Origin of the sequence: Hufsiella ginkgonis, from assembly GCF_009834915.1 — a bacterium.
Classification (GTDB): Bacteria; Bacteroidota; Bacteroidia; order Sphingobacteriales; family Sphingobacteriaceae; genus Hufsiella; species Hufsiella ginkgonis.
Genome location: NZ_WVHS01000001.1, coordinates 1,175,555 through 1,192,218 on the forward strand (window position 1 = coordinate 1,175,555; position 16,664 = coordinate 1,192,218).

The 16,664-nt window shown below is 51.6% G+C and carries 17 protein-coding genes; 4 read left to right on the plus strand and 13 right to left on the minus strand.

What is annotated here, in order from left to right:
* Nucleotides 1-15: 15 nt before the first annotated feature.
* The 5 genes from GS398_RS04915 to GS398_RS04935 all read right to left on the minus strand — a co-directional run bounded on the left by GS398_RS04915 (nucleotide 16) and on the right by GS398_RS04935 (nucleotide 3,039).
* Nucleotides 16-825, minus strand: coding sequence for a hypothetical protein (locus tag GS398_RS04915; RefSeq protein WP_160905589.1), 810 nt, complete (start codon nucleotides 823-825; stop codon nucleotides 16-18).
* Nucleotides 825-1,346 carry a heavy-metal-associated domain-containing protein gene (locus GS398_RS04920; protein ID WP_160905590.1) on the minus strand — a complete coding sequence of 174 codons (522 nt, stop codon included), beginning with the start codon at nucleotides 1,344-1,346 and terminating at the stop codon, nucleotides 825-827. Before GS398_RS04920 ends, GS398_RS04915 begins: the two co-directional genes overlap by 1 nt.
* An 85-nt stretch (nucleotides 1,347-1,431) precedes the next feature.
* Nucleotides 1,432-1,779 (minus strand): heavy-metal-associated domain-containing protein, encoded by a 348-nt coding sequence (locus GS398_RS04925; RefSeq protein WP_160905591.1) that lies wholly within the window; start codon nucleotides 1,777-1,779, stop codon nucleotides 1,432-1,434.
* A gap of 85 nt (nucleotides 1,780-1,864) precedes the next feature.
* Nucleotides 1,865-2,248 (minus strand): HYC_CC_PP family protein, encoded by a 384-nt coding sequence (locus tag GS398_RS04930; protein ID WP_160905592.1) that lies wholly within the window; start codon nucleotides 2,246-2,248, stop codon nucleotides 1,865-1,867.
* 107 nt (nucleotides 2,249-2,355) lie between these two features.
* Nucleotides 2,356-3,039 carry a YiaD family glycine zipper/OmpA-like lipoprotein gene (locus GS398_RS04935; protein WP_202405954.1) on the minus strand — a complete coding sequence of 228 codons (684 nt, stop codon included), beginning with the start codon at nucleotides 3,037-3,039 and terminating at the stop codon, nucleotides 2,356-2,358.
* Nucleotides 3,040-3,264: 225 nt separating this feature from the next.
* On the opposite strand from GS398_RS04935, the gene GS398_RS04940 reads away from it, so the two are divergent.
* Nucleotides 3,265-4,341, plus strand: coding sequence for a sensor histidine kinase (locus tag GS398_RS04940; RefSeq protein WP_160905593.1), 1,077 nt, complete (start codon nucleotides 3,265-3,267; stop codon nucleotides 4,339-4,341).
* Nucleotides 4,338-5,087, plus strand: coding sequence for a LytR/AlgR family response regulator transcription factor (locus GS398_RS04945; RefSeq protein ID WP_160905594.1), 750 nt, complete (start codon nucleotides 4,338-4,340; stop codon nucleotides 5,085-5,087). Before GS398_RS04940 ends, GS398_RS04945 begins: the two co-directional genes overlap by 4 nt.
* Here GS398_RS04945 and GS398_RS04950 read toward each other — a convergent pair whose 3' ends face one another.
* The 8 genes from GS398_RS04950 to nagB form a co-directional block, all read right to left on the minus strand.
* Complete coding sequence (locus GS398_RS04950; RefSeq protein ID WP_160905595.1) at nucleotides 5,088-5,873, minus strand: SDR family oxidoreductase; 786 nt, start codon at nucleotides 5,871-5,873, stop codon at nucleotides 5,088-5,090.
* Nucleotide 5,874: 1 nt separating this feature from the next.
* Nucleotides 5,875-6,576, minus strand: coding sequence for an ABC transporter ATP-binding protein (locus GS398_RS04955; protein WP_160905596.1), 702 nt, complete (start codon nucleotides 6,574-6,576; stop codon nucleotides 5,875-5,877).
* A 1-nt stretch (nucleotide 6,577) separates the two neighbouring features.
* On the minus strand, nucleotides 6,578-8,056 hold the full coding sequence (locus GS398_RS04960) for a DUF5687 family protein (protein ID WP_160905597.1): 1,479 nt from the start codon (nucleotides 8,054-8,056) through the stop codon (nucleotides 6,578-6,580).
* Between the two features lie 68 nt (nucleotides 8,057-8,124).
* Nucleotides 8,125-8,529 (minus strand): DUF3052 family protein, encoded by a 405-nt coding sequence (locus tag GS398_RS04965; protein WP_160905598.1) that lies wholly within the window; start codon nucleotides 8,527-8,529, stop codon nucleotides 8,125-8,127.
* Between the two features lie 9 nt (nucleotides 8,530-8,538).
* Nucleotides 8,539-11,358 (minus strand): M16 family metallopeptidase, encoded by a 2,820-nt coding sequence (locus tag GS398_RS04970; protein WP_160905599.1) that lies wholly within the window; start codon nucleotides 11,356-11,358, stop codon nucleotides 8,539-8,541.
* An 18-nt stretch (nucleotides 11,359-11,376) separates the two neighbouring features.
* Nucleotides 11,377-11,790, minus strand: a complete 414-nt coding sequence (locus GS398_RS04975) for a DUF2059 domain-containing protein (protein WP_160905600.1) — start codon at nucleotides 11,788-11,790, stop codon at nucleotides 11,377-11,379.
* Nucleotides 11,791-11,866: 76 nt separating this feature from the next.
* Complete coding sequence (locus tag GS398_RS04980) at nucleotides 11,867-13,009, minus strand: acyltransferase family protein (protein WP_160905601.1); 1,143 nt, start codon at nucleotides 13,007-13,009, stop codon at nucleotides 11,867-11,869.
* A gap of 127 nt (nucleotides 13,010-13,136) precedes the next feature.
* Complete coding sequence (gene nagB / locus GS398_RS04985) at nucleotides 13,137-15,059, minus strand: glucosamine-6-phosphate deaminase (protein ID WP_160905602.1); 1,923 nt, start codon at nucleotides 15,057-15,059, stop codon at nucleotides 13,137-13,139.
* A gap of 104 nt (nucleotides 15,060-15,163) precedes the next feature.
* Between nagB and GS398_RS04990 the strand changes: the two genes are divergently transcribed.
* On the plus strand, nucleotides 15,164-16,051 hold the full coding sequence (locus GS398_RS04990; RefSeq protein WP_160905603.1) for a PepSY-like domain-containing protein: 888 nt from the start codon (nucleotides 15,164-15,166) through the stop codon (nucleotides 16,049-16,051).
* A 154-nt stretch (nucleotides 16,052-16,205) separates the two neighbouring features.
* Nucleotides 16,206-16,622 (plus strand): hypothetical protein, encoded by a 417-nt coding sequence (locus GS398_RS04995; RefSeq protein ID WP_160905604.1) that lies wholly within the window; start codon nucleotides 16,206-16,208, stop codon nucleotides 16,620-16,622.
* The last annotated feature ends 42 nt before the right edge of the window (nucleotides 16,623-16,664 follow it).

Below are 16,664 nucleotides of genomic sequence, written 5' to 3' on the forward strand. Positions count from 1 at the left end.
ACTAATCACTGCCAACTAAAAGATATTATACAAATTATATTCCACCCGCACCAGGTACTTGTTCTTAACTGTTCGCCGCATATTGTTCCATAGCTGCAGCTGCCGGGAAGCATCCACCCGCACCTTGCTGCCGAAGATGAATTGCACGGCAGGTGCAACGTCCATCAGGTGCTGGTTTTTTCCGGGATTCGACTTCCCGAGAAACTCGAGGTATAAATTCATATTCGTTTGCTTGTAATCTTTATACACCCTGGGGAATACCAGGTAGCCGGAAGAAAATGTGTAACCGATGCTTTCTGAAGGGTAGCCGTGAAGCGCATGGTGTGTATCGTTCACATCCAGCATACGGGTATAACTTGCCGAAGCAGACAATGCCAGCTTATGCAGTAGCTGGGTGACGATCAGCCCGCCCTGGATGCCGGTATTATCGCCCTCCAGGCTGATGTCGTCGTTCACCATCAGGTTCTTGCTTGAGGTATACCTGCCGAAAACGGCGCTGCGGGTATGGCGCTGTACCCTGTCGGCCGACAAAAACCGGTACTTGGCGTAAAAAGAAACGGCCTCCAGGCGTTGTTGCTTCCTGTAATAGTCTGACAGATAAGCGCTTGCATGCACCATCAGGTTCTTGGTGACACCAGTCATCAGCTCCAGTCCCGTGCGTGTACGGATCTCTGAGCCGAACATGCCTTCGTTCATTAACCGGATGCCCAGGCCGCCGCGCGGCATATTGCTGGCTGGCTCGGTAGATACATAAAGCTCCTGCGCAAAGAGGTCCCCGGCCGGCAGCATGGCTGCGACCAGGAAGATCTTTATCATCCGTTTCATCAGATGGTTACGTGAACAACTTTATCCTTACCCATCACACCGCTCTTGTAGCATGAATAGGTGGTTTGCGCGGCATACTTTTTAAAATCGCCGGCCGGGATGAAGTCCTTGTTGATCACGGTTAGCTTTACTTCGCCATCGAGCGTTTTCTCGGCGACATTCATAAAATGATAGAGCTTGCCCTCGTAACGATAGTGAAAGTTGTTACTGATGGCTACCTGATCAAAGCTGAGCGTTACCACCAACTTGCTTACCGAAAACCCTGCCGATTTAACCTTTGACTTAATCTGGTCGAGGTCAACCGATTGGCCTTTCTTAAAGATTAACGTGTACACACCCGTATTCAGGTTTGGCTTAATTTCGCCGATAAAGCCGAGGGTTTTAAGCGATTTCTCTGTAGCCAGCTGGCACATAGAGCAAGTAAGCCCGCTCACCTGCACTTCGGCACGGGTTTGCGACCAGGAAGTATGAGAGGCTATGAGAAGTGCAGCGATTGCCGCTGCTATTTTGAAGATTTTCATCGTGTTTGGATTATAGTGAACTTGATTGGGAAACAGAGAATGGCCAGGCCATACCTGGCCATTCTTTGTTTCTATTCTCTACACATTATTGCACAGGTGCGCGATCATACCGGCAGCATTCGTCTAACTCGCTGTAAGCTTTGTCGTTAGCACGAACTTTGTCGGTATCGTAACCGGCTGCGGCCACTTTCTGGTGGATCTGCCCGAGCTTGATCTTCTGGGGATCGTACGTAACGGTTAGCTTCTTGGTGTCTTCGTTCCACGAAGCTTTGGTTACGCCATCAGTTTTAAGCGCGGTTTCGATGTGTTTTTTGCAGGCGCCACAGTTACCATAAACTTTAAAAGTGGTGGTTTCCGGCTTGGTATCCGCAAAAACGGGAGATAGCGTGATAAGGAGGAATAAGGTTAAAAAAGAAATTTTCAATGTTTTCATGATTTGATTTTTTGTGATTAAATGTAAACACCTGCAGCAACGGTCCGCAGCATAGGCATTAAAGCCTGGAGAAAACGGTCAATCATCAAATCCTGAACACGCAGTTCCGGATGGTAAGGGGTACCGGGGCTACGGGTGGCGAGTGCGCGGCCGAAACGGCTTGCCAGGCGTGCATCGAAAACTGTGCGGAAAAACAGCTCAAAGTAAGTACAAACAGATCGATTCCCGTTGGTACCGGCGCTTTCGCGATCATTCCGGTAGCATGTTCATCCGCTATGCGAACGGTCACCTTTTTGTTCTTGCAGCATTTATCTTCTTTCTCCGAAAGTGCCTTGCAGCACGATTTTGCCGCCTGGTTAATAGAAACCTTCGAAAGCTTCTTTCCGCAGAAATGCAGGCTCATGGCGAACCCGGTCGAGGTGACCAGGTAAATACACAATACCATAATTGCTGCAATGCGCTTTGCCATTATGCAAAAGTACGATGATTTGATGCAGAAAGTATCATCGGCGTATCAAAAAAAAAATCCCGTTATGTTTAAACATAACGGGACCCGTAGATATATGATGGAGTTAATTATTGTCCGGCACTTGCTTTTGCTTCCTGCTTTAACTGGTCGTTGGCAACGATCACGATCTCAACGCGACGATTCTGTGCTTTCCCGGCCGCAGTGGTGTTATCACCGATAGGCTCAGATTCGCCCTTACCCACAGTAGTTAACCTTGCACCGGCAATTCCCTGCGTTACCGCATAGTTTCTAACGGCATTGGCACGTGCTTCTGAAAGGGTTTGGTTATATGCATCGGTACCATCGCCATCGGTATGGCCGATCACCAGGATATTGGTTTCAGGGTTATTTTTCATGGTAGTGGCCAGGTTGGCGATATTGGTCATCGCATTGCTCTTCAGGTCGGATTTGTTGGTGTCGAACAGGATCCCGGAGTCGAATTTCACGATAAGGCCTTCGTCGGCCGAGATCACTTCTGCACCGGGAACGGTTTTGCGGATCTCTTCGGCCTGGCGGTCCATCTTACGGCCGATAAAAGCGCCGGCTGTACCGCCGATCGCACCACCGATGATGGCGCCAACCGCCGTGTTACCTGCTTTTTTACCGATCAATGCGCCCAATGTACCACCGGCCGCAGAACCGATCACCGCACCTTTTTGAGTTTTGCTTAAACTGCTGCAACTGGTACCGATCATGGAGGCGGTAGCCAATGCCACACAGGTTATCGCTATTTTAATTTTCAACGTTTTCATAATAATATTCTTTAGTCCGGTAATTCCAATTAGGATGCCAAACGTATATATACGTGTCACAACACTGTATCACAAGGATTTAACCGCGACGCAAGTTCCCTTCTCGCGTCATCATGACCATTTTTTAGTACATATCACAGCGGGAAATGCACCATTCGTCGCCAAAATCCGTCCTCCCGTCGGTATTTTTATACTGTATTACCGCAATTCGGATATCTTCGGAACATGCAAAAGGAGTTGTCGTTTTATAACAGGTATAGCTGGCTAAGGATCAACATCAAGTATGGCTTGCTGCTGGGTTTGCTTATCGGCACACTGCTTTGCATATTCCGTTCGATCATCCAGGGGCAGATCATCCCGGGGAGGAGCATTCTTTATAACATGCTTTTTAGCGTGGTAATTTCGCTAAGTATTTGCAACAGCACGTGGGTGATGGAATGTTTATGGAAACTCAGGTCCGGGAAGTACTGGCAGTTTATCGCGCTTTATTACATTGGTTGCCTAGCGGGAATGGTGATCGGGATCGAGCTGACGTATGTGCTGATCTCTTTTATTTTCCACACGAAGTATGTGTTTCTCAGTCACCCCGCCGATCTCATGGCAAGCTGCTTCATTGTCCTGCTGGTATGCACTATTATATACACCTACAAATCTCAGCGGGAAGCGCTGTATAATAAGATCAAAGAAAAAGAGCTCGATATGGCAAAGCTCAGCCAGCTTAAAACGGAGGCCGAGCTGCAGGCGCTGCAGTCGAAGATCAACCCGCACTTTTTGTACAACGCGCTTAATTCCATAGCGGGACTGATCCACGAAGATGCCGGCAAAGCGGAAGACATGACCATAAAGCTCTCCAAGTTATTTCGCTACAGCATGAACGCTAAACACGAAAACTACGCTACCATCGAAGAGGAGCTGGAGGCAGTGAACACCTATCTCGACATTGAAAAGGTACGGTTTGGCGGCAGGATCAATTTCGAAGTACAAGTGACCGAAAAGACCTATGGCGTACGGATCCCGCGGTTCCTTATTCAACCGCTGGTGGAAAATTCGCTTAAGCACGGCCTTAACAACGTAACAACAGGCGGAAAGCTTTCCGTAAACATTTATCGTGCTGACCACGGGATCGTGATAGAGGTGGCAGACAACGGGGCACCCTTCCCCGCGGAGTTAACCGCAGGCTACGGGCTGCAAAGCACTTACGACAAACTGAACCTGTTGCATCCGGACCAATACGAAGTGCAGCTGATCAACCACCCAGACAAAAAGGTCCGGATCGCTATTCAAATCAACCAGCCGCTATGATAACCTATAAAACACTGCTGATCGACGATGAGCCCCTTGCCAGGCAGCGATTAAAGCGCCTATTACAACCATTCGGGCAGTTCGACATTGTCGGCGAAGCCTCCAACGGCGAAGAAGGCCGTGTGCTGGTGGATGAGCTGCAGCCCGGGCTTATATTTCTCGACATCGAGATGCCTGTTCTCAACGGGTTCGAGATGCTGGCTGTCATCCGCCATCAGCCCAAAGTGATCTTTACCACGGCTTACGACCAATACGCCATCAAAGCGTTCGAGGAGAATTCGGTAGATTACCTCCTGAAGCCCATCGAGCGCGAGCGGCTGGAGAAAACCGTGAAAAAGCTTCAGCACACAGACGCCGGGCAAAACCTGGACGACCTGCAGCACCTGATCGAACAACTGAAGCCGAAGAAGGAGGTCAAAACCCTAACGGTAAAGACGGGCGACAAGATACTGCTTCTTAAGCTCGACGATATCTGTCACATCGAAGCCGAAGATAAATATGTTTTCCTTCGCACGGCGGATGGAAACAACCACCTGACAGAGTTTACCTTATCGGTGCTGGAAGCAAAACTGCCTGAGAACTTCATCCGGATCCACCGCGGCTCCATTATCAATACCGATAAGATCCGTGAAATCAGGAAAAGCTTTAACGGTGCACTGGTTTTTGTAATAAACGATAAAAACGGGAGCAAGGTCACCTCGAGCCGCTCATACGGTGAGGAGCTGAGAGCAAGGTTTGACATTTAGCTACAGGGAAGGCGTCTTTCCTCCATCCACCGGAACATTAATCCCGTTGATATACCTGGCAGCAGGCGTTGCAAGAAATGCGATCGCTGCGGCTACGTCTTCCGGTGTGCCGATATATCCTGCAGGAATTTCTTCGATCATGTCATTCTTCACCTCTTCCGCCGTTTTCTGCTGCTTTTCTGCGCGGCTGTCTATCAGCGATTGCAGGCGTCCGGTCATCGCAGTGCTTGGCAATACGTTGTTTACCGTGATCCCGGAAGGGCCCAGTTCTGTTGCTAGTGTCTTCGCCCAGCTGGCCACGGCGCCCCGGATGGTATTGGAAACCCCCAATCCCTTAAGCGGTGTTTTTACGGAGGTAGAGATCACGTTAATAATGCGGCCCCAGCCGGCTTCGATCATCCCCGGTGTTACGGCCTGAACAAGTACGTGGTTGCAGATGAGGTGATTGGAAAAAGCCCGGGTAAACTCGCCGGGCGCTGCATCTATGGCCGGCCCACCCGCAGGCCCGCCGGTATTGTTAACGAGAATATCTATGCGGTGGTTCGCCAGGTATTCATCTATTACCGTTTTTAACTTCGCGGGATCATCAAAATCGGCCACCAGGTAATGGTGCGATTCCGTATCGTCGGCCGGAAGATGCACCAGTACCTCTTTCAGCTTTCCTTCGTTGCGGGCAACCAGGGTAATACTGGCGCCAAGCATAGCCAGCTCTGCCGCAGCAGCACGCCCGATACCCTGGGTGCTTCCGCAAACCAGGGCCCTTTTTCCGGTCAGGTCTGTGATCATATTATTGCATAACAGAAAAATATTCTTCCAGTTCTTTCAAAGTATTCGCATCGGTGTGGATGTCTTTGATGATCTTTCCTTTTTCCATCAGGAGAATACGCTGGCAAACTTCGGTTACGTGGCTCAAATCGTGGCTGGAGACGATAGTGGTCATATTACCCGAAGCGGCGGCATCTTTAAGAATGGATTTAAGGCGGATCTGCGTACTTGGATCGATATTGGCAAAAGGCTCGTCGAGCATCAGCAGCTCCGGCGACTGAAGCAGGCAGGCCGCTACGCCCACCTTGCATTGGTTGCCTTTAGAAAGGTCGCGGATGTACTTACGTTTGTTAAGGATCTCCCCATTAAAAAACTCCGTCAGCGTACTCAGCTTTTCGTCGACATGCGCACGTGTAAGCTGGTGCAAGCTGCCCACGAAGTAGAAATATTCTTCCGGGGTGAGATAATCGATCAGGAAACCTTCGTCGAGATACGCCGCGGTATAATCCCGCCAATTTTCGTTTTGCACTACGTTGGCGCCTTTAGAGAGCACTTCCCCGCCATCGCTGCGGATAAGGTCCAGGATCATGCGGAACAGCGTAGTTTTACCTGCGCCGTTATTGCCGATCAGGCCAATGGTTTCGCCCTTGTTAATAACGAGTGCCGGGATGTTTACCACGCGTACACCGCTGTAACTTTTTGTGAGATTTTGTACTTCGATCATGTTATTCGTTCCTGAAGCCTTCGGCTATTTTATAACGCTGTTTATTAAACCGTTTCGTCAGCAGGTCGATCCAGGTCTTCCTGGTAAGCAGGAAAACCATCCCGATGAGCCCGAGCACCACCAGGCCGAGTGTCTGCTGGTGTAGCAGGTTAAAGGGCAGAAATATGAGCAACGGGGTAACGAATAGCGGGATACTCAACAGGAACTGGCTCGCGCCAACACCCTCCCAGTTAAACGAGGCTCCTTTTGAAAGGTTTATCTTTTTGTAGTTGTAGGTGGCAAACCAAAGTACGATGAACGAGCTCACCCCCATATTCCACAGGTACATAGCGGTATGCGCGTAAAGGATGTGCCATCCGAAATAGGTGTACGGCGTGCTCAGGATGTAGGCCACAGTGGAGGCTATAGTGAACATCAGGAACTTGGCGGCAAAAAAATCGCGGATGCGCACCTTACTAACCAGGATCCCGTCAAAATGGCTGCTTTGCCAGCTGAACATAAACTGGCCGTAATTGATAATGAAGATGCCGGTGATAAAGGTTCCGCAAAAAATGGGCGCCCAATAGATCGTGGAAGTTTGCGGCTTTGTATAAAAGATCAGTCCGTAGAGCAGGAAAATAAAGCTCATCGTCAAGGTCGATTTCGGCCGCTTATTGCGCAGGATGAGCTTCACCTCGTTGGCAACAAGATCACCGACAGCCCCGAAGCGGTCAAGGAAAGGGATCTCGGTGCTTGATTTAACCGCCGATGATGAGGCCCTCAGCTCATCGAGGTAAAGATTACTTTTCAGGAACAGGTAGTTTACGTAAAAACAGCCGACAGCGAACGCCAGCACGGCCAAGGCAAGCGCCGGGGCGGTAATGATCGAGTTAAATAACCACGATGATGCCGCCGCAATGGAGATCACATGCCATTTAAAATCCAGGTAGCTCACCAGGCCTATCGCGCCCAGGAAAAGCAGCATCACCCAGCCGTTCAGGTTTACTTTTCGCTTAATGTAAAGGCTAAAGAAATGATTGAATAGGGTGAGCCCGAGCAGCGACAGCAGTATCCCGGTGAAAGCCAGCCCGCCCTTCTGTGGGAGCACCACTTTCAGTAAAAACGGCAGCGAGAGAATGAAAGGACTATAGTTGAACGTAGTACTTAACGACGACAACGAAAGATAATTAACGATCTGCTTCTTCCTGATCGGTAAGATCAGGTAAGGCTGAACGCTTAGCGTGGGCAATTCCTGCAACTGGAAGCGCATAACCAGGTCTAACAGGAAATAATAGAGTATAAAGCCGTTAAATGACGCGATCACGTCCTGTCCCGGGAAAACTTTTCCCAGGATCTTGTCCATGGCGAACGACAGCACCAAAAAGATCGCCACAAAATAGAGGATGAGCAGCCATAACACCACGCGTATCGCGATGCTCTTACCGGTATTTTTCGATCGCCAGAAGGATTTCCATTGGTGATCCAGGAATTGAGTGGTCATGGGAGCTAAGATATGATTTCTTGTTTACTGTTAGACGCGGGTCGAACGTTTTACACTCTTTAAAGATATCACCTGTTCTCTGTCCGCCACACGATTTTCAACCCCGACCAGGTTTCGTCGACGGCGCACACTTTCACATCGACTAACCCCATGGCGAGGGCGGTATCGCGCACCAGGTTTTCGCTCATGTCTGATACGATGCCCGAAGTCTTCTTCGGCCACGATACCCATATCGTGCCATTCCTTTTGATCTGCCCGCTGGCCGAAGTCAGCAATGGTTTTACTTCAGCCGCCGATCTGATAAACAGGTGTACCAGGTCTGGTTGACTCTCCGGGTTGTTCCAGTTCACCCGCTCGGGGAGGTCGGTTAACAGGTCCCGGAAATGCGCCGGCTCATTTACCGTGAACACCGAAAACCCGGCTTTAATACCGAGTTTTTTTGCGAGCGGGGTTTGAGAGTATCCGGAAGACATCCACCTTCCCTACTTCGTTTCCGGCAAAAGCTGGAACCTGATATAATTTTCTCCGCCCCAGTACTTGTTGGCAGCTTCCTTAAGCCCCTGGATCGTGATCTTTTTCAGGTCATCCAGGTAAGAAAGCACTTCCTTAGGGTTCTCATTGTTCTGGTATTTTCCCGAAATGTAGCTGAGCCAGAAATCATTTTGTTTCAGTTGGGTTTCCGTGGTGCGTTGTTCTTCGGCCAGGAACTTATCGAGATCGGCCTGTTTCGGGCCATTCTGGCGGATCTTATTCAGCTCATCGAACGTGGCAGCGACAAGCTTATCCACGTTTTCGGGCGCGCAGCCGAAGGTGATGGTGAAATTGTACCGGCTTCTCGGGTTTTTAGAGTAAGCGGCGCTTACGCCCGGGCTATACACACCGCTTTCTTCTTCGCGCAGGCGCTGGATGAGCGTAATCTGGAGGATCTCTTCCAGGGCGTCTACCTGGTTGTTATTTTCTTCGCTATAAACATAGTCGCCGCCGATCACCATCCGTACCGAGGCTTTGGGCTCTTTGCCTTTGTTCACCGTTTTGGTGACGCGGCCTTTTGGCGGAATGATGCCCAGGTCGCGGGCTTCTTCCTTCCGTCCCGCGGAGGGAAGTGCACCGAGGTATCGCTCCAGCAGCGGTTTCAGCGCTTCCACCTCGAAGCTTCCTACGAAAGTAAATGTAAAGTCGCCGGCATCGGCAAAGCGTTCCTTGTAAATATCGTAGGCGCGGTCAAGGTTCACCTGGCTTATTTTTTCCAGGGAAGGGCCCGTACGGCGTACGTTGTAGTTGCCCATTACGGCCGCAATCGTGTCAGAAAAAACGCTGTTGGGATCGCTCCCGCGATTGGCCAGGCTTGCTTTTGAGCGCGAAATCGTCCCCTGGAAGATCTCGGGATCTTTGCGCGGTGCGGTAAAATACAGGTATAACAGCTGCAGCGCCGTTTCCAGGTCGCGGGGCGCCGCAAAGCCGTTTATTCCTTCAAACCGCTCAGAAATATAAGGAACCACGAAAGCCTGCTTACCGGTAAGGTATTTCGTTAACTGCACCGACGAATAATCGCCGGCGCCGCTTCTGCCGATCAGCGAAGCTGCGCTGGCAGCCGATTGGTAGTCGGCGTCGCTGTACAAGGAGCTGCCGCCGGGGCTAAAACTGGTAAACTGGATCTCGTCGTTTTTATAGTCGGTAGGTTTCAGCACCACTTTAACGCCATTGCTCAGGGTAAGTTCGGTGATGCCCAGTTCGGCAATCTTTTTCTCACCGGTAATTTTCCCGGCAGTTGGCTTCACAGGCAACAAAGGCTTAGTATTTACTTCATCTTTGTATGCTACGATGTTTTCCTGCTGCACGCTTTTGATCCAATCGTTTACCCGCGCTTCGCTGGGAAGTGTGGCCGCATCTTTTTCAGGGCCCATGATGATCACGTCGCGGTTTACATCCACCAGGTATTTTTTTGCGATGTCGTTCACTTCCGCCAGGGTGATGCCCTTTACGTTTTTCTGGTTGAAGTTGTATTCGTATTCTATGCCCGGGCTTGCATCGCCATTGAGGAACAGCTGGAGATACTCCTGCACATAATTCTCCGAGGAGGTTTTACCGCGTTCCTTATAAGCCGATTCGAGGTTGGTCATGTAAGAAGATTTGGCCCGCTCGAGCTCCGATTCCGTGAAACCGAATTTCTTGACACGTTCCGTCTCGGTTAACACCGCTTTGAAGCCTTTTTCGAGCTCACCGGGACGGGCGACGATAAAGGACGATGCGGCGTCCAACCCGGCAAGAAATCCGCTGATGTTATTTCCGCCCTGGATGTACGGCGGGTTGGCCTGTTTGCCCAGCTCGCTGAACCGGGCGCCGATCATCTGGTTGTACAGCGACCGCACGATAGAGTTACGCAGGTCGGCGGTAGTTTTGATATCTCTTCCCGGGTGCTTTACGATGATCTGCATCACGGTCGACGGCATTTCGGGGTCGGTAACTGTTATAAACTGGTTCTTCCCCGTTAGCGGGATAGTGTATTTGGTGCGCGGCTTCGGCGCTGCCGGGTTCTTCAGGTCTGAGAACCTGGTCTTGATGAGTTGTTCTACCTGGTTCACGTCAATGTCGCCCACCACGATCAGCGCCTGCAGGTTTGGCCGGTACCAATCCTTGTAAAATTTACGGATGGTTTCTGGCTTAAACGTTTTCAGCACTTCCTCGGTACCGATGGGAAGGCGGTTGGCGTAACGGGAATTGTTAAAGAGCATGGGGAGATACTTGTTCTGCATCCGCTCGTCGGCGCCCTTGCCCAATCGCTTTTCCTCGAGCACCACGCCACGTTCTTTGTTGATCTCCGAAGGGTCAAGCAACGCTTCCTGCGCCCAGTCGCGCATGATCTGGAAGCCGTTCTTCAGGATCGCAGCGTCATCCGTAGGCAGCGGCAACTGGTAAACCGTTTCATCGAAACCCGTGTAGGCATTCAGGTCGGCGCCAAACCTAACGCCCGATTTCTGCAGGTAATCTACCAGGGCGTTCTTCGGGTAATGCGTGGTACCGTTAAAGCTCATGTGCTCCATAAAGTGGGCGAGCCCCTGCTGTTCGTCTGTTTCCAGGATGGATCCCACCTTATTGGCCAGGTAAAGCTGTACCCGGTTTTTGGGCTCCACGTTTTTGCGGATATAGTACGTAAACCCGTTGGCAAGTTTGCCGGTGCGCACGGCCGCATCGAGCGGAAGCGCTTGTGTTGCCGCCGTTTTAGACGGAGCCACCTGCGCATTGGCAAGCTGGTACCCGGCTGCCGCAGCCAGCAGGATAAGGGTTAAGAATTTCGATTTCATAGTAGTACGTAGAAAGTATTAGTTAAAATATTTTGCGATGATCGCCTGCATCTCTTTGGGATGATCTTTCACCAGCTTCTGCCCTACCTGTATACTCCTGCTCGAAAGGATGGTTGCTTTATCGATGAACTTTCTGCCTGAAGGCGTTTGGTAAAAGCGGCTGATATCTTTTAATTCCCCTTCGGTAAATTCCTCCATGTAAATATCAACGTATGCCTGCTTCATTTTCTCCCAGGTGGCGTACTTCTCCAGGAACTCCCGCATGGCAGCGGTAAATTTCTGCCGCTGCATTTCGGGTATCGCGGCTGTTTGGGCGCTTACCGCAGCATCTATGGTGCTCTTAAAGTTCGCCTGCAGCTTCATGGCGGTTACCAGTTCTTCGGCTGCCCGGTAGTGACTGCTTTTCTGCTGCGCATGGGATGCGAGGAACATACAACAAAGGGAAAACAATAAAAAGGAACGTTTCATCTCGATCTGTTTTCTGTTAGACGACTTTTAACGCCGGATGTTAAACCTTTATGATGATCTTTTTCGAATACATCCACCAGAGGATCCCCAGCCAGAACAGGATGTTCGTGATCGCCCAGGCCAGCGAGGCATTGATCGGCGAAAAATGCGGCACAAAGTAACTGCTGTACAGCCATGTCTTAAAACTGACCTCTTTGCCTTCTGCCTGCACCATATACAGGTTCATAGACCGTGCCAGCAAGCCCGAAGCTACAAATACCACGATGGCGTTTACGCCATAAACCACGAACGCGGTGGTCCATTTTTTATACCCCTGCACGTCAACGATCCAGTAGAGCAGCGCCAGGCCCATCATGGCCAATCCGCCGGAATACAGCACATACGAGCTGGTCCACAGGGACTTGTTTATGGGAAACTGCAGGTCCCAAAGCAGCCCCAGCATCACCGCAAAGATCCCGGTCACGAATAGCCAGGTCACCTTCGTAGCTTCATCCCTGTCTTTTCTTTTGAGCCAGGTCCCGGTAAGCACACCGAACAGTCCCGTAGAAACCGCAGGCATGCTGCTCAGCAGCCCCTCGGGATCCCAGGTTACCGCCGATTTCCACAAATGCGGAGAAGTGATGAGGGTACGATCTAGCCATGCCCCGAGATTGGTTTCCTTCTCGAGGTTTGGATAGCCCACGCCCGGAACCGGTACGAACGTCATCAGCGCCCAATATGCGATCAGCACGGCCACCAATACCCGGAGCTGCGTTTTGGGCCCCGTTTTAATAAATAATACGGCTGTGACGAAGTACACCAGCGCGATCCGCTGCAGCACGCCGGGGATCCGCACCGTGGCGAACGAGCTGACCGGGTCGGTAAAAACCTTGGGAAACAGCGACATAAAGAGGCCGAGCCCAAATATGATCAGCGCCCTTTTCAGCGAAACCAGGATCAGTTTGTTGTGGTTCCCAGTTAGTTCTTTCTTCTTCCCCAGTGCATAAGAAACCGAAACTCCCACAATAAACAGGAAGAAGGGGAACACCAGGTCGGTAGGCGTACACCCGTTCCATTCCGCGTGTTCCAGCGGAAGATAGATCCTGCCCCAATCGCCCGGGTTGTTCACTAGAATCATCATAGCGACGGTGAGTCCACGGAAAACGTCGAGGGAAAGTAACCGGATGGGCGGGTTGGACGTCATACGCCGGACGTTATGCGTTTTTAAAAGATTTCATTTATAAAACTAATAAATAATCTTGATGACGGCACCAGGGCGAGTCCCATAGTTATGAAGATCTTACTTTATCAAGATTTATCTGCATGGCGCCTCACAGCCTATACCTCACAAACGCCTCCATCGCCTCGTACTCCGCCAGTCCCAGCCGGTCGTAAATATGGGCGGTTTCGCGGGTGCGTTCCTCGGCCCGTACCCAGAACTCGCGGGCATCGTCGCCGGGGAAAACAGGGCGGTCTTTCTGTGACTGGTGCTTGAAGATAGCGAAGCGCTTGCGTTCCACTTCCTGGGGAGAGAGGGGAACGGCCATTTCGATCTCGTGGGTTTCAAATTCATGCCAGGCCCCGCGGTACAGCCAGATCCAGCAATCATTTACCCAGTCTTCCGTTTCCTTCAGGCGTTTGAGGGCCGACAATAAGATATCGAAACAAACCTGGTGCGTGCCATGCGGATCGGCAAAATCGCCCGCAGCAAATACCTGGTGGGGTTTTACGGATTGCAGTAATGCGATGGTTTTCTCAATGTCGTCTTCACCCACCGGGTTGCGCTGTGTTTTACCACGGTCGTAGAACGGGAGATCGAGGAAGTGGATGTGGGCATCGTCGAGGCCGGCAAAACGCGCGCCTGCAATGGCTTCGCCTTTGCGCACAAGGCCTTTAACGGTCTGGATCTCCCTGGTATCGGCCTGGTTCGGTTGTTTGGTGGCCAGGAACTGGCGCATGTCTTTATAAAGCTGGTCGAGGGTTTCGGTATCAGACCCCTGGCTTTTGCTGAAATCGATGGCGAACTCCACGAAACGCAGCGCATCGTCGTCCCATACCGCCGTGTTGCCCGAGGTCTGGTAAGCCACGTGCACGTCATGTCCCTGGTCGGCGAGGCGGATAAAGGTACCGCCCATCGAGATCACGTCGTCGTCGGGATGCGGCGAAAAAATGATCGATCTTTTTTTTGCGGGCTCGGCGCGCTCCGGGCGACGCGTGTCCTCCTCTCGCGGTTTACCGCCCGGCCAGCCGGTAATGGTGCGCTGTATGGCGTTAAATACGTGGATATTAATAGAGTATACCGGCCCGTGATCTGTTGCCAGCTGCGCCATGCCATTGTTATTGTAATCTTCTTCGGTGAGCTTCAGGATCGGCTTTCCCAGCGAGCGTGCCAGCCAGATCACCGCCTTGCGTACCATCGACGCGTCGTTCCAGTTACAGTCTTTTACCAGCCAGGGGATATCGAAACGGGTAAGCTCAGAAGCTGCATCCTCGTCGAGCACAAACTCCACGTTCTCCGAAAGCTGCAGGTAGGTGGCCGGAACGTCCGAGGATATTTCGCCTTCTACCGCCTTTTTTATGATAAAAGCTTTCTTTTTATTCCATGCCATCAGGACGATCTCGCGCGCTTTAAAGATGGTGCCGATGCCCATGGTGATGGCTTTGGTAGGCACGTTCTGCTTACCGCCGAAGTCGCGGGAAGCATCGCGGCGGGTAAGGTCGTCGAGCGTAACCAGGCGGGTGCCCGAGTTGGGTGCAGAGCCCGGCTCGTTAAAGCCGATGTGGCCGGTACGGCCTATCCCCAGGATCTGCAGGTCGAGACCCCCGTAGGCACTGATCTTTTGTTCGTAATCGAGGCAGAAAGCGGCAATATCTTCGGGCGCCAGCGTACCGTCGGGGATGTGCACGTTGGCCATATCGATGTCGATCTGGTCGAACAGGTTCTCCTTCATAAACGTCACGTAGCTCTGTGCCGCCGAGGGCTTCATCGGGTAATACTCATCGAGGTTAAAGGTTACCACACCCTTAAAGCTCAAACCCTCTTCCTTGTACAGGCGAACAAGCTCTGCATATACACCGATCGGTGTTACCCCAGTGGCCAACCCGAGCACGGTAGTTTCACCCAGCGCTTGTTTTTTCCTGATAAGGTTGGCGATGCGCGCGGCGATCTGCCTGGAAGCAATATGCTGATCCGGGTATACCGTAACCGGTAACTTCTCGAAGCGGGTTTCCTCGAGGAGGTTTAATCGTGCCATAGGAGCTTTTTTTATGAATGAGCGACAAATATAAAATTAAAACCATTTTTCATGTTCATTTCATCTTCCTGTAGGAGATTCGTAGGGTGATTCAGCAAATGATAATGAAAACGATTACAAGAAATCGCATCCTGCTGCTCCTGTCGGCGATCCTGTTTGCAGCGGCGTCTTGCAAGAAAGAGAACACCACTACTGCAGGCGAACAGATCAGCCTGCCCTCGGGGGCGATTGCGGTAACATCTGGCACCGCAACCGAGGATGCCGTATACCTGGTGAACACCTGCCCTAAAGGCGGAAAACTGGATTCGGTAGCATTTAGCGCGCTGCCCGCCGCTACTGTTAGTTACCTGTCGGCAAATTATACCGGCTATACCTTCCAAAAGGCGTTTAAAGCAAAATCCGCCAATGGCGCGGCCGATAGTTATGTGGTGGTGATCAGCTTCAACGGCAAACCGGTAGGCTTAAAGTTCGATACCGCCGGCACTTTTGTAAGCATTTTCGAACAACGTGAGGCCCGCGACCTGAAGAACAAAGGCTGGCACCCCGGCGGCCGCTTTGATATGCGCGATGGAAGATGCCGCGACACCCTGGCACTTTCAGCCCTGCCGGCAGCTGTAAAAACATATTTCACTACGAATTTTGCGCAGGATACCCTGCTGCACGCCACTACCACCAAAGACGGGAGCTTCCTGGTGATCAGCGCCAGCAAAGGATTATTCATATCGGCGTTCAGCCCGGCGGGCGTATTCGTAAAACGCACGGCTATTACCGAACCCGCCAAGCGCAGCGAAGTAGCGCTTGCAGCCCTACCCGCCGTGGCCCGCACCTATTTAACGAACACCTTTGCAGGCTATGTTTTCAATAAGGCTTATGTATTAAAAACAGGCACCGCGGTGAAAGGCTACACGGCCCTTATCGATGCCAGCGGAACAAAATATGCGGTCGCCTTTAACGCATCGGGCGACTGGATCAAGACAGTGACAGTGAGGTAGAGTTAGATGTGAATCCTGTGAAGCGAGGCAGAGCAGCGGCAGCCGGTAAGTTTTGGGAGAGGCTTACTTTGGGCTGCTGCTGCGAAACCCGCTGTTAAACGTACACGTCAAACCCTATTAGTTATTATATAAGATTGTACGTAGATTTGTATTAATGCGCACCCCCCTTCTATATATTTTCCTGCTTGCACTGCTACCCATGGTATCGGCCGCTAAAACAGTAGGTATTGAGGGGGGCGGGGCTGTTTTCGCCGGCCGGCTGATAGATACCACCATGCTGGCAAGCGCATCAGACACCACCCGTTCGCGCACACCGGACCCGCGCGACGAGGAAAAGATCAAGGAAATTGCACGTCCCAAAAGACAGTTCAGGCCCGAAAAGATCGACGACCAGAACAGCCAGGGTTCCCGTCCCGGTAGCCCTGTACCGTCAACCATGCCGTACCCCGGGCAAAGGCCCGGCACCGTGCAGCCCGGTCGCCAGCCAGGAATGAACCCCGGCAGGCAACCCGTAAATAACAACGGCCGCCCGCAAACCACCACTCCCGGCAGCAGCAGGCGTCCCGGCTAACAATCGCTGGCTGCACACAAACCATTTTAGTTTCTGTTAATT

Coding starts and splice junctions, on each gene's coding strand:
- GS398_RS04915 (WP_160905589.1), bottom strand. CDS start 825: ATGAAACGGATGATAAAGATCTTCCTGGTCGCAGCCATGCTGCCGGCC.
- GS398_RS04920 (WP_160905590.1), bottom strand. CDS start 1,346: ATGAAAATCTTCAAAATAGCAGCGGCAATCGCTGCACTTCTCATAGCC.
- GS398_RS04925 (WP_160905591.1), bottom strand. CDS start 1,779: ATGAAAACATTGAAAATTTCTTTTTTAACCTTATTCCTCCTTATCACG.
- GS398_RS04930 (WP_160905592.1), bottom strand. CDS start 2,248: ATGGCAAAGCGCATTGCAGCAATTATGGTATTGTGTATTTACCTGGTC.
- GS398_RS04935 (WP_202405954.1), bottom strand. CDS start 3,039: ATGAAAACGTTGAAAATTAAAATAGCGATAACCTGTGTGGCATTGGCT.
- GS398_RS04940 (WP_160905593.1), top strand. CDS start 3,265: ATGCAAAAGGAGTTGTCGTTTTATAACAGGTATAGCTGGCTAAGGATC.
- GS398_RS04945 (WP_160905594.1), top strand. CDS start 4,338: ATGATAACCTATAAAACACTGCTGATCGACGATGAGCCCCTTGCCAGG.
- GS398_RS04950 (WP_160905595.1), bottom strand. CDS start 5,873: ATGATCACAGACCTGACCGGAAAAAGGGCCCTGGTTTGCGGAAGCACC.
- GS398_RS04955 (WP_160905596.1), bottom strand. CDS start 6,576: ATGATCGAAGTACAAAATCTCACAAAAAGTTACAGCGGTGTACGCGTG.
- GS398_RS04960 (WP_160905597.1), bottom strand. CDS start 8,056: ATGACCACTCAATTCCTGGATCACCAATGGAAATCCTTCTGGCGATCG.
- GS398_RS04965 (WP_160905598.1), bottom strand. CDS start 8,529: ATGTCTTCCGGATACTCTCAAACCCCGCTCGCAAAAAAACTCGGTATT.
- GS398_RS04970 (WP_160905599.1), bottom strand. CDS start 11,358: ATGAAATCGAAATTCTTAACCCTTATCCTGCTGGCTGCGGCAGCCGGG.
- GS398_RS04975 (WP_160905600.1), bottom strand. CDS start 11,790: ATGTTCCTCGCATCCCATGCGCAGCAGAAAAGCAGTCACTACCGGGCA.
- GS398_RS04980 (WP_160905601.1), bottom strand. CDS start 13,009: ATGACGTCCAACCCGCCCATCCGGTTACTTTCCCTCGACGTTTTCCGT.
- nagB (WP_160905602.1), bottom strand. CDS start 15,059: ATGGCACGATTAAACCTCCTCGAGGAAACCCGCTTCGAGAAGTTACCG.
- GS398_RS04990 (WP_160905603.1), top strand. CDS start 15,164: ATGAAAACGATTACAAGAAATCGCATCCTGCTGCTCCTGTCGGCGATC.
- GS398_RS04995 (WP_160905604.1), top strand. CDS start 16,206: ATGCGCACCCCCCTTCTATATATTTTCCTGCTTGCACTGCTACCCATG.